The 14,397-nt window shown below is 73.7% G+C and carries 12 protein-coding genes; all 12 read right to left on the bottom strand.

Annotation, left to right across the window (positions count from 1 at the left end; all coding sequences use genetic code 11):
* Window positions 1–80 precede the first annotated feature (80 nt).
* From N912_RS0105130 to N912_RS49585, 12 genes are read right to left on the bottom strand one after another with little or no spacing between them, the layout of a single operon-like run.
* Window positions 81–1,499, bottom strand: a complete 1,419-nt coding sequence (locus tag N912_RS0105130) for an MFS transporter (RefSeq protein WP_028921591.1) — start codon at window positions 1,497–1,499, stop codon at window positions 81–83.
* Window positions 1,496–2,464, bottom strand: coding sequence for an agmatinase family protein (locus N912_RS49605; protein ID WP_084210595.1), 969 nt, complete (start codon window positions 2,462–2,464; stop codon window positions 1,496–1,498). The genes N912_RS0105130 and N912_RS49605 overlap by 4 nt, the downstream gene beginning before the upstream one ends.
* Window positions 2,461–3,741 carry a purine-cytosine permease family protein gene (locus N912_RS0105120; protein ID WP_281176230.1) on the bottom strand — a complete coding sequence of 427 codons (1,281 nt, stop codon included), beginning with the start codon at window positions 3,739–3,741 and terminating at the stop codon, window positions 2,461–2,463. Before N912_RS0105120 ends, N912_RS49605 begins: the two co-directional genes overlap by 4 nt.
* A 38-nt stretch (window positions 3,742–3,779) precedes the next feature.
* Window positions 3,780–4,313, bottom strand: coding sequence for a YybH family protein (locus N912_RS49600; protein ID WP_051579669.1), 534 nt, complete (start codon window positions 4,311–4,313; stop codon window positions 3,780–3,782).
* Window positions 4,303–5,145 carry a DUF1028 domain-containing protein gene (locus N912_RS0105110; protein WP_028921589.1) on the bottom strand — a complete coding sequence of 281 codons (843 nt, stop codon included), beginning with the start codon at window positions 5,143–5,145 and terminating at the stop codon, window positions 4,303–4,305. Before N912_RS0105110 ends, N912_RS49600 begins: the two co-directional genes overlap by 11 nt.
* Window positions 5,146–5,147: 2 nt before the next feature.
* The gene (locus N912_RS0105105; protein WP_028921588.1) at window positions 5,148–5,441 is read right to left on the bottom strand and encodes a DUF6506 family protein; all 294 of its coding nucleotides are present in this window, start codon (window positions 5,439–5,441) and stop codon (window positions 5,148–5,150) included.
* A 22-nt stretch (window positions 5,442–5,463) separates the two neighbouring features.
* A complete protein-coding gene (locus tag N912_RS0105100) occupies window positions 5,464–7,179 on the bottom strand; it encodes a gamma-glutamyltransferase family protein (RefSeq protein ID WP_051579668.1) in 1,716 nt (571 codons plus the stop codon).
* Window positions 7,176–8,408, bottom strand: coding sequence for an amidohydrolase family protein (locus N912_RS0105095; protein WP_028921586.1), 1,233 nt, complete (start codon window positions 8,406–8,408; stop codon window positions 7,176–7,178). Before N912_RS0105095 ends, N912_RS0105100 begins: the two co-directional genes overlap by 4 nt.
* Window positions 8,401–9,414, bottom strand: a complete 1,014-nt coding sequence (locus N912_RS49595; RefSeq protein ID WP_051579667.1) for an LLM class flavin-dependent oxidoreductase — start codon at window positions 9,412–9,414, stop codon at window positions 8,401–8,403. The genes N912_RS0105095 and N912_RS49595 overlap by 8 nt, the downstream gene beginning before the upstream one ends.
* Window positions 9,411–11,513 (bottom strand): hydantoinase/oxoprolinase family protein, encoded by a 2,103-nt coding sequence (locus N912_RS0105085; protein WP_028921585.1) that lies wholly within the window; start codon window positions 11,511–11,513, stop codon window positions 9,411–9,413. The genes N912_RS49595 and N912_RS0105085 overlap by 4 nt, the downstream gene beginning before the upstream one ends.
* Window positions 11,510–13,687, bottom strand: coding sequence for a hydantoinase B/oxoprolinase family protein (locus tag N912_RS49590; RefSeq protein ID WP_051579665.1), 2,178 nt, complete (start codon window positions 13,685–13,687; stop codon window positions 11,510–11,512). Before N912_RS49590 ends, N912_RS0105085 begins: the two co-directional genes overlap by 4 nt.
* On the bottom strand, window positions 13,684–14,373 hold the full coding sequence (locus tag N912_RS49585; protein WP_051579663.1) for a cysteine hydrolase family protein: 690 nt from the start codon (window positions 14,371–14,373) through the stop codon (window positions 13,684–13,686). Before N912_RS49585 ends, N912_RS49590 begins: the two co-directional genes overlap by 4 nt.
* Window positions 14,374–14,397 lie beyond the last annotated feature (24 nt).

Genomic DNA, 14,397 nt, shown 5'->3' with positions numbered 1-14,397 from the left:
TCCGTCAGGGTGAGTCGCGGATTTTGGCAGGCCGGGACGTGGTCGTGACTCACCCGATCGGCCCTGTCAGAACTCCCGACTCACCCTGACAAAAGCCCCGACTCGCGGGCGGTGGGGGCGGTGGTCTGGGCGCCCGTGGTGGCCAGGATTAGGGCGGCGGTGAGGGCGGCGGCTAGGGCGCAGGTGGCCCAGATGAGTTGGTATGCGGTTACGGACGGCAGGTGCGGACCGCCGGTGATCAGGACGTTGCTGAGGATCACGGCGAACAGGCCGCCGGCGAAACCGCCGCCGACGGTGCGCAGGGTGTTGTACATGCCGGTGGTGATGCCGACGTGCCCGGCGGGGGAGCGCTCGGCGACGAGGGTGGGCAGGCCGCTGGAGAGCAAGCCGTTGCCGACCCCGTAGACGCCGCTGATCACGGCGAACTGCCAGGGCTGGGTCGGGACCAGGCAGAGCAGGCCGTAGCCGCCGGCCAGGAACAGCGCGCCGCCGCTGACCGTCCAGCGCAGGCCGATCCGCCGGGCGATCCGCGCGGTGCACACGGCGGCGACGATGGCCACGAGCGTGTCCGGCAACAGGGTCAGGCCGACCTGGGCGGGGGTGAGCTTCATGCCGTAGCCGGTCACGCCCGGGTCGCCGGCCAGGAACAGCGCGTGCGCGGTGTGGCCGTTGAACAGGGAGGCGGCGAACAGCATGCCGGCCAGTTGCAGCGGCCACATCGCGCGGCGGCCCAGCATCCGCAGGTCGACCGCCGGCTCCGGGGTGCGCAGCTCCCACCAGCCCCACAGCGGCAGCACCAGCACCACCGCCGCGATGATCGGCGCCAGCACGATCACCGACGCCCAACCGGCCGCCTTGATCTGCGAGAGGCCCAGCTCCAGCAGGAGCAGCGCGGCGGCCAGCCCGGCGAAGCCCAGCCCGTCGATGCGGCGGGCGGCGCGCTCGGTGGTCTCCGGGACGAGCACGAACACCGCGGCCAGGCTGAGCAGCACCAGCAGCGGCAGGACCAGCAGGGTGAGCTGGACGCTGCCGGTCAGGCCCTGGATGTAGCCGGCGAGCACCCGGCCCAGCGCGAGCCCGCCCATCAGGGACCCGGCGAGCAGCCCGATGCCCCGGCGCACGTCCTCGCCGCGCGGCAGGCCCCGGGTGATCGCGATCTCCAGCGGCAGGCAGGCCTGCATCGGGGCCATCAGCACCCTGGCCAGCAGCAGCACACCGAAGCTCGGGGCGAGCGCCATCAACAGCGTGCCGAGCACGTCGACGGCCACGCAGACCCGCAGCAGCCGCCGGTGGCCGTAGATGTCGCCGAGCTTGGTCAGGATCGGTACGAACACCGCGGAGGCGAGCAGCGCGGTGGTGACCACCCAGGCGAGCGGGCCGGGTCCGATCTGGTGCAGCCGGCCGAGGGCAGGCAGCAGCGGCGGCAGGAAGCCCTCGATGACGCCGACGGCCAGCTCGACGAACGCCATCGCCCAGACCCAGGGCGGGAGCCGGTTCACGATCGGTCCTCGCCGGCCAGGCGGCGGGCGCGGGCGGCCAGGATGTCCACGACCAGCCGGGCGCCGACCCGGGCGGTGTTGCCGGTCGGGTCGTAGATCGGCGCCACCTCCACGCACTCGGCGGCGGCCACCGGCCCGGACGCGACGATCTCCAGCGCGCGCACCAGCTCGCGGCCGGTGAGCCCGCCGATCTCGGGGCCGCAGGTGCCCTGGGCGAAGGCGCCGTCGAGCACGTCGATGTCGATGGACAGGTAGATGCCGTCGGTGCCGTCGGCGGCGGCCGCCAGCGCGCGGCGGGCCACCTCGTCGATGCCGAGGCGGTCCACGTCGCGCACGGTGAACACCCGCACGCCGTGCTCGTCGGCGATGTCCTTCTCGTACTTCGGGTTGGCCGCGCCGTGGATGCCGATGAGCACCACGTTGTGGCCGGCCACGCTCGGCAGGTCCAGCACCCGGTGCACCGGCGAGCAGTGCGAGAGCGGCTCACCGTCGATGTCCGGCGCGGTGTCCAGGTGGGTGTCGAACATGACGAAACCCATCCGGCCGTCCAGGTGCCTGGCCAGCGCCCGCGCGCCCGGGATCGTGGTCATGTTGTCGCCGCCGAGCAGCACCGGGAAGCAGCCGGCGGCGTACAGCTCGTCCAGCGCGCGCTCGGTGCGCTCCACCGTCTCCTGGGCTCGCCCGGCGGCCCCGTCCACGTCGCCGCAGTCCACCAGGGTGAGGTGCTCGGGCAGGTGCACGTCGTAGTCGAAGTGGTAGCCGCCGCCGAAGGAGAAGTGCGCGGAGGCGTCCCGCATCGCCCTCGGGCCGTGGCTGGCGCCGGGGCGGGTCACGGTGGTGCTGTCGTAGGGCAGGCCGAGGATCGCGGTGTCCGCGCCGGCACGTCGCAGCGCGTCCCGGTTCGGAGGCACGTGCGGGGCCTGCAGGAAGGTGGAAATGCCGGCGTGCAGGATTGCCATGGTCATCCTCTCAACTGGCGTATGGACAACAGCAGGTAGACGCCGATCCCGATCAGCGGCAGCGAATGCCACAGCGAGTCGTCGAAGTAGACCCCGAGAATGACGTTCAGGATCACCGTGATGACGAACGCGGCGATCGCCCGCCAGTTCACGGCGGGAAGGCCGTCGAGCCCTCCGGGGTAGTGCATCCGCTGCACCACGAAGTAGTCGGCCAGGATAATCGCCGGAATCGCGGGCAGCGCGTATCCGAGGTAGTTGATGAACGACAGGAAACTGTGCAGGATTCCCTGTTCGAGGCCGAGGTAGGCGATGGCGATGCCGAGGACGCCCACGGCGACGTTCGTGACGGTGCGCCGGATGTTCGCGATGTTGCTGACCGTGAGGCTGGCCGCGTAGAGCAGGTTGACCTGCCCGGCGATGCTCTGCGCGAGGAAGGCGAGCACCGCCAGCCAGGCCAGGTTGATGACCGCGAACGCCGCGCCGAGGTCGGTGGTGCCCAGGCCGAGCCCCAGCACCAGGCCGAGCACGTTGAACACGAAGTTGCCGCCCAGGAACTCCGCCAGCGTGGTCACCACCGCGGCCCTGCCGTCCTTGCCGAACCGCAGCAGGTCGGGGGTGATGGCGGCGCCGGCCAGCCACTTCGCCGTGCCTAGGCCGATCATCGCGGCGACGGTCATCTCGCCGGCGTGCTGGGGCCGCGCCGAGGCGATCGCGCCGATGCCGCCGACCTTCACCAGCACCACGATGTTGGCCAGCAGCACCAGAACGATCATCAGGGGAATGCCGATCCGGCCGATCCAGCGCAGCCCCCGGTGCAGCCCCAGCCCCGAGATGACCAGGAAGACCACGCCGAGCCCGATGCCGTAGCCCAGCCGCCCGAGGGAGCCGTCGGAGTGCGGCAGGATCGAGATGATCAGGCCGAGGACGTATCCGTAGAAGCCGGTGAGAATGGCGGCCATTATCAGCGAGGGGAGCTTGCTCCCCAGGGTGCCGAAGGCGAACCGCGAGCTGAGCGCGAACGAGACCCGTTCCCGGACGCCGATGATTCCCATCGGGATCGACACCAGGGAGACGATTGCCGAGTAGACGAACGAGATGACGATGGCGGTGGTGAACGAGAAGTAGGTGCCGAGCGTGTAGCCGAACACGAGATCGGTGATGGAGACCGTGAACCCCATTCGTACCAGGGCGATGTCACGCGTCGGTTTTATCTCGCTCTCGGGCAGAACCCGTAACGAATAGTCGTCCGAGAAGCCCGTTTTTTGGGCAGGGGGTATCGCCATGGTCATCCTCTCCGTTGAAGGACCGAAAGGCGGGGTCGTCAGGTCATGGGTTCGGCCGGGTCGTGTGGGCGTTGGTCGGCGGCGTCGCCGAAGCCGGGGCGGGGCTCGTCGGCCGGGGCGAGCGGCGAGCAGTGGAAGTGCCAGATCTTCCAGCGGCGGTTGCCGGCGCCGTCGTCGCGGCGGAACACCGTGGTCTCCCGGAACCTGACGTGCACCGTGTCGCCGTCGCGGGGGTAGAGCGGGGCGACGGCGTCGAGGGTGGCCGAGCCGGTGCCCTCGCCGGCGGCCACCACCGCGAGCACGCCTTCCGAGGTCAGGTACGCCATGTCGTGGTCGACGCTGACCCGGACGTCCCACAGGCTCGGCGGCTCGGTGGGGGTCAGCCGCCCTTGGTAGTGGCGGAACAGCGCCTCTTTCTCGGCCAGCCCGAAGTACGGGTGGCCGTTGAGGTTCCACATCAGGTAGTCGGGGGCGAAGCAGGCCCGCATCCGGTCCACGTCCAGGCCCCGGTTGGAGGCCCACCACTCGCGGTGCAGGCGGCGGATCTCCTGGATGTCGTCGTCAGTGGGCATCGGTGGCCTCCCGGAGTGAGGCGAGCACCACCGGGTCGATGCGGTCGGTTCCGTGCACGCGTTCCTCCAGGTTCTCGATGCCCGCCCAGGTGGCGAGGTCGGTGTCCAGGTCGCCGGTGCGGTGGCCGGCGCGCGCCAGCCGTTCGGCCAGCTCGGCGCGCAGGACGTCGTCCACCTGGAGCCACTCGGAGTCCGGGGTGGTGCCGAAGTAGAGCCCGTGCAGGCCGTACAGCCGGCGCAGCTCGGCGACCGGGGTCGGGTGGTCGTCCACCCGCAGGTCGACGGCGACGTCCGCGCCGCCGTAGCCGCCGCCACCGCGCGCCACCAGCAGCGCCGCCGCCTGCTGTCCGCGCCGGTCCCCGCCGGCCGCCTGGCCGGCCTCGAGGGCGGCGAGCAGCCGGTCCGCGAGCTGGCCTTCCTCGGCCTCGAATGTGGTGGCCAGCGCGTCCACGGTGGCCTCGGAGACGAGCATGTTGCCCTGCGCGGCGTAGCACGGGCCGACCCTGCCGCCGGCCCAGTCCAGGCAGCCCGCGCCGGTGAAGGTGGCCGCTCGGCCGCGTGCGTCGACCAGGCCGAGCTGGCGCTGCTCGGGGGCCTCGTCGCCGGCCAGCAGCAGGTCGCGGGCGCGCTCGGCGTCCGTGCCCTCGGCGAGGAGGCGCAGCCCGTGCGGGCCGTGCGCGGCCCGGATGAACGACTGGGTGGCCACCGCGCCCACCTCGGCCTGCACCCAGGCGCACAGCGCGCCGACGGCCAGGAACTTCGAGGCGATCGCCACGCCCCATTCCCGCCGGTCCAGGTCGCAGCCGACGATCGAGAAGGTGCTCGCGCGCATCGTCACCCCCCGAAGATCTCGTGGAGCCGGTCGGTGGCCTCCGGGCCGTACGAGACGGCGCCGACCGGGACCGCGTCGTCGATGGCCTCGATGACCCGGGCGGTGTGGACGGGTCCGAACCCGCCGCACAGCTCGACCAGCTGCGCCCCCTCGGTGACCAGTGCGCGCGCCGCCGCCGGGGCGTCCTCGACGGTCGGGACCCCGACCAGCACGGCGACGCGATCGCCGGAGTCCGCGACGGTCCGCGTCGGGTCCGTGCCGGGGGAGAGGTAGACGAACCCCCAACGGTGGAGCATGCGTGCCTCCTGGTTACTCGTGCTACCAACCGACGGCGGCGCCGTCCTTGCGGTGGTCGGCGGCGGCCCGGTACACGCCATGCACCGGGGTGAAGTGGATGGCCTGGTAGCCGCCCATGGCCGCGCCGTTGGCCGGGTGCACGTCGTGGCCCATGGTGGCCAGCTCGCGCCCGACCAGCCGGTACAGCTCGGACTCCAGCTCGACCCGGTTGGTGGCCTGGTCGTGCAGGAACCGGGCGGCGTCGCCGGCGGCCTGCGGGTTCATCCCCAGGTCGATCATGTTGACCAGCTCGGTGACCTGGGCCTGCGGCTGCATGTGCCCGCCCATGTTGCCGAACGCCAGCACCGGGAGCCCGTCGCGGAGCACGAACCCCGGGATGATCGTGGTGAACGGGCGCTTGCCCGGCGCGACCCGGTTGGGGTGGCCGGGCCGCAGGGAGAACAGCATGCCCCGGCTGTGCAGGGCGAACCCGTGGCCGGGCACCGTCAGCCCGGAGCCGAACGTGCCGTTGGCGGCGCTGGCGATGAACGACACCATGGCGCCCCGGCGGTCGGCCGCCGCGAGGTAGACAGTGCCGCCGTCGTGGCTGGTCCGGGTGGCCGGTGAGGCGGCGCGGTCGGGGTCGATGCGGTGGCACAGGCGGGTGGCGTGCTCGTCGGAGAGCAGCTCGGGCACGGGGACGTCGGTGAGGTCGGGGTCGGCGCCGTGGGCATGCAGGTCGGCGAACGCGAGCTTCTTGGTCTCGATGAGCAGGTGCCAGAACCGGGGGTCGCGGGGGCCGAGCGCGGCCAGGTCGAAGCCCCGCTCCCGGGCGCCGGCCCGCAGGATGGCGAGCATCTCCAGCACCGCGAACCCCTGCGTGCTCGGCGGGGCCTGACACACCTGGTAGCCGCGGTAGTCGACGGACAGCGGCTCGGCCCAGCGGGCGCGGTAGCCGCCGAGGTCGTCCAGGGTCAGGGCGCCGCCTGCCGCGCGCACCTTGTCCGCCAGCGCCCGGCCGATCGGGCCGGAGTAGAACGCGTCGGGTCCGTCACCTTGCAGCAGGCGCAGCGCGCGGGCCAGGCCGGGGTTGCGGACCACCGAGTACAGCTCCGGCGCCTGGCCGTCCACCAGGAAGGTCGCCGCCGAGTCCGGGTCGGCGCGCAGGATGTCGGCGCTGGCCTGCCAGTCGCGGTGCACCAGCTCGCTGACGCCGAACCCGTCCAGGGCCAGCTCGATCGCGGGTTCGAGCAGCCGGGCAAAGTCCAGCCGGCCGAACCGCCCGTGCAGCTCGGCCCAGCCCCGCACCGCCCCGGGCACCGTCACCGAGTCCGGCCCGGTCCGGGGCATCTCGGTGTGGTTGGCACGGGCGAAGTACTCCGGTGTCCATGCCGCCGGCGCGGGGCCGGTGGCGTCCAGCGTGACCAGCCCGGCCGCCGGGTCGTGGTAGAGCGCTACCAGGTCGGAGCCGAGGCCGGCGCTCTCCGGTTCGAGCACGCCGAGCGCGGCGCAGGTGGCGATGGCCGCGTCCGCGGCGGTGCCGCCGAGCTGGAGCATGCGCAGGCCGGCCTGCGAGGCGATCGGGTGGCTGCTGGTCACCACGCCGTGCCGGGCGACCAGCTCGGAGCGGGACTGGGCCGGCCACTGCGCGTCGCCCCGGTCGCCGCGCACGGCGGTGATGTGCTCGCCGGGGTTGGGGCAGGTCGGCGTCGGCGCGCCGAACGGGGCCAGCCGGGGCGGTGACACGACGCGCGTCACGGCTCGTCCCCCGGTAGTGGCGCGAGCTGGCGCAGAACCCTGGTGCTGGCCACGACCCGGCCGCGGTGGATCGCGATGCGGTCCTCGGTGCAGGTTGCGATCGCCTCGCGGACCGAACCCGCCGCGATGGCGAGCAGCTCGGCCGGCGCGCCCGGACGCAGCGCCACCGCCTCCAGGCCCATCGCGGCACGGGCCCGGTTGCTGACGTAGTCGTAGGCCGGATCGGGGGCGAGGTGTCCGGCGGCGACCAGCAGCGCCGCCGTTTCCAGCGGGTCGCCCCGGCCGATCGGGTTGAACGGGTCCTGGGTGTTGTCCCCGCCGGCCGCGACCAGCACGCCGGCCCGCTCCAGCACCCGCAGCGCGGTCAGCGCCCGGGGCATCCCCACCGGGTGCTCGCGGCCCTGCAGGTACAGGTTGGTCTGCGGGCAGCAGATCACCGCGACGCCGGCGGCCGCGGTCTCACCGGCCACCTCGCGCTGCACCTGCTCGGGCAGCCCGCCCAGGCTGACGCAGTGGCTGGCCGTCACCGGGTGTGGGAAGCCGTGCGCCAGCCGGGCCAGGATGCGCAGGTCGCAGGTGGTGCGCAGGTGCTCGTCGGTGTGCAGGTCGACGCCTCGGCCGGCGGCGCGGGCCAGTTCCAGGCACGCCTGGGTCTCCGCGTGCGGGTCGTCGCCACCGATGTGCGGGGCGCCGCCGACCAGGTCGACGCCCCGGTCCAGGGCGGCCGCCACCAGCCGGCGGTTGGCGGCGCCCGCCGGGCCGGCCAGCGGGTAGGCCATCGCGCAGAGCTGCAGGTCCAGCGCGTCGGACAGCTCGGCGCGCAGGGCCAGCAGCGCGTCCACCGCGGCCAGCCCGATGTCGGGATGGACGTCCACGTGGCTGCGGATCGCGGTGGCGCCCCTGGCCAGCCCGGCGTGCGCGGCGGCCCTGGCCCGCTCGGCCAGCACGTCCGGGCGCAGGGTGCGCCGGTGCTCCCGCCAGGCGGCCACCGCGCCGGGCAGGTCGCCCGTCGGGTTGGGCACCTCGGCGGCGCTGAACGCCTTGTCCAGGTGGGCGTGCGGCTCGGCGGGCGCGGGCAGCAGCAGCCGGCCGGCGAGATCGGTAACCTCCTCGCCGTCGCGTGGGGCCAGGTGGGCGGCCAGCTCCGCGATCCGGCCGGCGGCGAGGCGCACGTCCACCTTCTCGCCCTGGGCGGAGCGTGCCTCGGTGAGCAGCAGCGACTCAGCCAACGCCGGTCACCTCCATCACGTCCTCACTGAACCGGCGCAGCAGCTCCACCGGGGACCGGCCGGGCACCGGGAACGGCAGCAGCACCAGCTCGCCGATGGCCGGCACCTCCGCGAGCAGCGCGGCCGCCCGCTCGCGGCACTCGGCAGGGGTGCCGGCGATGGCGAACTCCGCGATGGTCTCCGCCGGCAGGTCCGCGCCGGCCGCGCGCACCGCGTCCCGCTCCGTCGACCAGCCGTGCCGGTCCATCGCCCGGACGAACGCCGACGGCGCCGTGATGCCCAGCTCGGGCAGCACCGCGCGGCTGGTGACCAGCGAGGTGGCCACCATCGGCCGCACCGCGTCCCGCGCCGCCGCGCCGTCCGGGTCGACCGCGCAGGCCACCCAGGCGGTGAGCGCCGGCGCCGGCCCGACACATCCGGCCTGGACGTGGGCCAGCGCCCGCCGCCAGCCCGCCGGCGAGGCCAGGTTCCCGATGATCACGCCGTCGGCCAGCTCGCCGGCCGTGCGCAGCATCTTCGGGCCTCGGGCGCCCACGTAGATCGGTACGGACGCCCGCGCCGGGGTGAAGTCCAGCCGGGCGTGACGGGCGCTGACCACGGTGCCGTCGAGCGTCACCTCGTCACCGGCGAGCAGCCCGCGGACCACGGTGATCGCCTCGCGCAGCGCGGTGGCCGGGGCACGGCGCTCGATGCCCAGCGCGCGGTGGTTGGTGCCGCCGGCGCCCAGCCCGAGCACGGCCCGCCCGCCGGACAGCTCGTCCAGGGTGGCGATGGCGGCGGCCAGCAGCGCGGGGTGGCGGCTGTACGGGTTGGTCACGCCGGGGCCGAGGCGGACCGTCGAGGTGGCGCCGGCCATCGCGGCGAGCACCCCGAACAGGTCCTTCTGCAGCCTGTCGTCGTTCACCCAGACGCTGTCGTACCCGAGCCGCTCGGCGGCGGCCGCGGTGGCCACCAGCTCGTCCAGCGGCCCCTCCGGCGCGAGGGCCACACCCAGGCGCGGGCTCATCCGCCGGCCCCCGTGAGGTCGATGCGCAGGTTGAGCAGCCCGTCGACCCACAGCTCGTGACCCGCGCGGACCAGCACGGTGGTGTCCTCCGACTCCACGAGCAGCGGGCCGTCCACCCGGTGTCCGGGACGCAGCAGGTCCGCCGCATAGACCGGCACCGACTCGGGCGTGACGTCACCGAGGTACACCGGCCGCTCGCGCACCCGCGCCGCCGCCGGGTCGCCGCCCTCGTCGTCCAGATGGTCCAGCGCCGGCACCGGCAGCGCCGCCGTCGCCTCCACGCTGAACACCATGGCCTCCACGCCGGCCGCCCGGTACGCGGTGCCGGCGCCGTAGCGCGCCTCGTACAGCTCGGTGAACCGGTCGATCACCGCCTCGCCGCCGTCCGCCCGCGACAGGTCCTCCGGCTCGACCGGCACCCGCACCGCGTGCACCTGCCCCCGGAACTGCAGGTCCACGGCCCGGCGGAGGTGCATCGACGCGACCGGCAGCCCCTCCGAAGCCATCCCGTCCCGCAGCCGGGCCGACAACCTGTCGAAGTGCCCCCGCCAGCGGTCCAGGTCGAACGGGGCCGGCGCCGGGTCCGACACCAGCTCCACCCGCTTGACGTCGCTGGACGCGATCCCCAACGCCGAGAACACCGCCGCCGCGCGCGGGATGACGACCTCCCGGCAGCCCAGCCGGCTGGCGTAGGCGTCCGCGTGCAGCCCGGCCGCCCCGCCGTAGGCGAACACCGCGAACCCGGACGGATCCAGGCCCCTGGCCACCGTGACCCGCCGGACCAGGTCGGCCATCTGCGCGTCCACGATGTCAATCATGGCCGCCGCCGCCTGCTCGACGGCCATGCCGAGCGGCTTGGCCAGCGCCTCGGCCACCGCCGCGTGCGCCCGCGCCGCGTCCAGCGGCATCCGCCCGCCGAGGAACCGCTCGGGGTCGATCCGCCCGAGCACCACGTTCGCGTCGGTGACCGTCGGCTCGGTGCCGCCCGCGCCGTAGCAGGCCGGCCCGGGGCGAGCCCCCGCGCTGCGCGGCCCCACCCGCAGCACCCCGGTGTCCGGCTCCACCCAGCCGATCGAGCCGCCGCCCGCGCCGACCGACGGGACGTCGATGGTGGGCAGCGTGACCGGGTACTTGTCGTACACCGGCGTCTCGGCGTACGACGGCTCGCCGCCGATCACCAGCCCGACGTCGAAGCTGGTGCCGCCGACGTCGGTGGCCAGCACCGGGTCCAGCCCGAGCCGGCGCGCCAGCATCCGGGTGGCCAGCATCCCGCCGGCCGGCCCGGACGACAGCAGCGACACCCCGCGCCGCCCGGCCTCGTCCACGGAGGACACCCCGCCCGCCGAGTGCATCACGGTGACCGCGCCGCGATGCCCGGCCGCGCGCAGCCCGTCGCGCATCCGGCCCAGGTAGCGGCTCACCGCCGGGGTGAGGTACGCGTTGAGCACCGTGGTCGACGTCCGCTCGTACTCCCGCAGCACGGGGGCCAGCTCGCTGGACAGCGTGACGAACGGCCCGTCCTCGGCTTCGAGCAGCGAGCGGACCAGCCGTTCGTGCGCCGGGTTGAGGAACGACCAGAGCAGGCTGACCGCCACCGACTCGACACCCTCGGCGCGCAGCCGCTCGGCCAGCCCGTCCAGCCGCTCCGGGCGCAGCGGCACCACGACCTCGCCGGCCCGGTCCACCCGCTCGGCCAGTCCGAGGATGCGGCGGCGGGGGACCAGCGGGTCGGCCTTGCTCAGCCGGGCCACGTCGATGATCTCGTCCTCGCTCAGCCCGGCCACCTTCTGCACGGTCCGGCCGATGATGATCGCGTCCTCGTGGCCCTTGGTGGTGAGCAGCGCCGTCTTCGCCCCGGTGCGGGTGATCAGCACGTTGGTGGCCACCGTGGTGCCGTGCGCGAACACCTCAGTGGAAGCGAGCAGCTCCTCCCGGGCCAGCCCCAACTTCGCGGCGACCTCGGCGACCGCGTCCAGCACGCCACGCTCGAAGTCCGGCGGCGTCGACGGGGCCTTGGCCCTGGTCAGCACGCCGGTGTCGCTCAGCGCCACGCAGTCGCTGAACGTCCCGCCGCTGTCCACCGCGACCGTGTAGCTCATCGGGTCCCCTCCAGGATGCGGGCGGCGCCGTCCAACAGCGGGTCGCCGACCCGGGCGATCTCCACGTCCAGCAGCGCGAAGGTGCCCGGGCAGTACAGCTCGCGCAGCTCGAACCGCTCCCCGTTGACCCGGTGCGGGTTCACCTCGGGCCCGATCCGTTGCACCGGGAACCGGCCGATCGCGGCCAGCCGGTGCCACGGCCGGTCGGCCGGCCCCAGGATGTAGCCGGCGGCCGTGCGGTACACCGGGCCGTCGTAGAACAGCGTTTCGGACAGCCGCAGCCCGTCGCGGGCCCCGTCCCAGGCCCCACCGTCGCGGCCGTGCCCCGGATCCATCGGGCCGGCGGCGGCCGCCGCGCGTTCGGCGCGGATCTCCGCCCGGCGGGCGGCGGTGGCCTCGGCGTCCACCCGGCCATCGCGCACCACCACGCCGTACACCCGCGCCGCCCACTCGACGCTGACCAGCATCCGGTCGATGTCGTCGAGCACCCGCTCCGGGTCGCGCCCGATCGGGTCGCCGTACCCGCCGCCGCCCATGGACACCGCCCGGTACACGTCCCTGTCGCTCATCGAGGTGGCCGCGTAGGCGCCGTGCACCTCCAGCGCACCGCCGACCTCGTCCAGCTCGCCGGGCAGCTCGCCGGCGGCGAACCGCTCCCGCAGGTCGGTGTCGCGGCGCAGCGCGAACTGGTTGGTGGTCGACGGGTAGCCGCCGCACAGCCCCGGCGACTCGGGCTGCTCCACGCCGAACGTGTGCAGGATCTTGGTGTCGATGCGGCGCGCGCCGTGCGCGGTGTACATCAGGCTGACCCCGGCGCCGCCCCGGAACGTGCCGGGCCCGCCCGAGTCCACCGTCTGGCGCCGGTACAGGTACAGGATCGGGTAGCGGAACTCGTAGCTCTCGACGTTGGCGATGGTGGCCCGCAGCGAGCTGGTGTGCCCGCCGGTGTCGATGCCGTCCCGGTCCGGCAGCGCGCCCCCGCCGCCGGCCATGCCGTCCAGCAGCGGGCCGCCGAACGCCCGCCCGGCGTCGTCGGTGCCGAACAGCTCCTCCAGCGCCTTGACGCCCTGCCAGCCGGCCATCGCCCGGCCCCGGTGCCGCTCGCTGCCGGCCAGCATCTTGGCGATCGCCGCGCTGGCCAGGTTGCGCACCTCCCAGATGCCGGTGGTGGTCGCCTTGGACACCCCGGCCGGCCACCGGGCGTGCACCACGGTGCCCGGCCTGGACCTGATCTCGACGACCCGCCGCACCGCGCCCGGCGACCACGGGATGTCCCAGCACAGCGACACCAGCACGCTGGCCAGCACCCCACCGGCCAGCCCGTGCTCGGTGCAGTTGATCACTGCGGGCGCCTGCTCGGACGTGTCCCCGAAGTCGAAGACCAGCCGCTCGCCGCGCTTGGCCAGCTCCACCTGGCACCGGTAGACCTCGTCACCGAACTCGATGTAGCCGCGATGCCGCCACACCCCGTCCGGCAGTTCCCGCAGTCGGGAACGCAGCCGCCGCTCGGAGTGGTCGATCATGTCGGCCATCGCGTCCAGCACCGTGCGCGCGCCGAACTCCGCGAACGTCTCGGCCAGCCGCCGCCGGATCACCTCCACCGCCGCCACCTTGGCGCGCAGGTCCAGCGCGAGCAGGTCGGGCAGCCGGGAGTTCTTCAGGTACGTCCGCTCCACGTCGTGTCGGAACCGCCCGCCATCCACCACCTTCACCGGCCCGAACAGCGGCTGTTCGCCGTGGATGTCCGCCGCGTCCAGCTGAACCTGCCCGGCGGTCGGCCCGCCGGTGTCGATGGCGTGCAGCGAGGCGCCGGTCCAGGCCACCAGCTCGCCGTCGTAAAAGATCGGCGCCGCGACCTGCACGCACGTCTGGTGGCAGACCGAGACGTACGGGTCGTTGCACAGGAACACGTCGCCCGGAGCGAACCCGGGGTTGTCCGCGTACTCCGCGCGCAGGTGGGCGACCAGCGAGGCCAGCGTGGTGGCCTGCGCGCAGATGAAGTTGTCGATGTAGACCAGCTCGCCCTCGGCGGTCATCAGCCCGGTGTTCATGTCGAACACCTCGGTGGCCACCGGCGAGCCGGACACCCGGCTGATGGTCAGCGCGCCCTCGTCGTTGATGTACCACAGCCGGTGGCGCAGGATCTCGAACGTGCGCGGGTCGACCCTGGTCATGCCGGCTGGGCCTCGGCCAGCACGTCGTCCAGCACCGGCGCCTCGGCCGCGCCGCTCACCCCCGGAACGATCAGCTTCGGCAGCTCGGCCACGGTGGTGACCACCCCGAAGAAGGTCTCCACCTTGGCCATGGTGTCCGCGTGGAAGGCCGGGCGGGGGTCGGCGATGGCGTCCTCGACGGCGATCACGTCGAAGTCCCGGTAGTAGGCGTCGCGGATCGTGGTCTCCACGCAGAACGCCGTGGTGGTGCCGCTGACCAGCACCTGTTCGATGCCGAGCATGCGCAGCTCGGCGTCCAGGGTGGTCTCGAAGAACATCGAGGCGCGGTGCTTGGTCACCACGAAGTCCTGGTCGTGGATGTGCGGGCGCACCTCGTCGATGAAGTCCACCTCCCAGCTGCCGCGCAGGCACGGCGTCCAGCGCTGCTTGGACTGGTGGGAGGGGATCCGGCGGCGCCGGCGGGTGACGTCGCTGGGCAGGTGCACCTGCTGGGACCAGAGCACGGGGATGCGCCGTTCGTGCGCCAGGGCGACCAGCTCCAGCACCCTGGGGACGATGGCCCGCTGGTGGATGACCCCGACGCCGGAGCGCTCCATCCGGCTGTCCGGATGACAGAAACCGTTCTGCATGTCGATCACCAGCAGGGCGGTGACCCGAGGGTCGATGAAGGGCTCGGCGTCGGACATCGACGCTCCTTCCGTCGGCGTAAC

This window comes from Actinospineispora acaciae DSM 45401, from assembly GCF_000620785.1.
In the GTDB taxonomy this organism is placed as follows: domain Bacteria; phylum Actinomycetota; class Actinomycetes; order Mycobacteriales; family Pseudonocardiaceae; genus Pseudonocardia; species Pseudonocardia acaciae.
The sequence above is the reverse complement of the archived record's forward strand: the minus strand, read 5'-3'. Positions and strand labels throughout refer to the sequence as shown.

Bases quoted from the DNA above. Each gene is read 5' to 3' on its own strand.
- N912_RS49590 (WP_051579665.1), bottom strand. From the start codon at position 13,687: ATGACCAGGGTCGACCCGCGCACGTTCGAGATCCTGCGCCACCGGCTG.
- N912_RS49595 (WP_051579667.1), bottom strand. From the start codon at position 9,414: ATGAGCCCGCGCCTGGGTGTGGCCCTCGCGCCGGAGGGGCCGCTGGAC.
- N912_RS0105110 (WP_028921589.1), bottom strand. From the start codon at position 5,145: ATGCGCGCGAGCACCTTCTCGATCGTCGGCTGCGACCTGGACCGGCGG.
- N912_RS0105085 (WP_028921585.1), bottom strand. From the start codon at position 11,513: ATGAGCTACACGGTCGCGGTGGACAGCGGCGGGACGTTCAGCGACTGC.
- N912_RS49585 (WP_051579663.1), bottom strand. From the start codon at position 14,373: ATGTCCGACGCCGAGCCCTTCATCGACCCTCGGGTCACCGCCCTGCTG.
- N912_RS0105105 (WP_028921588.1), bottom strand. From the start codon at position 5,441: ATGCTCCACCGTTGGGGGTTCGTCTACCTCTCCCCCGGCACGGACCCG.
- N912_RS0105120 (WP_281176230.1), bottom strand. From the start codon at position 3,741: ATGGCGATACCCCCTGCCCAAAAAACGGGCTTCTCGGACGACTATTCG.
- N912_RS49605 (WP_084210595.1), bottom strand. From the start codon at position 2,464: ATGACCATGGCAATCCTGCACGCCGGCATTTCCACCTTCCTGCAGGCC.
- N912_RS49600 (WP_051579669.1), bottom strand. From the start codon at position 4,313: ATGCCCACTGACGACGACATCCAGGAGATCCGCCGCCTGCACCGCGAG.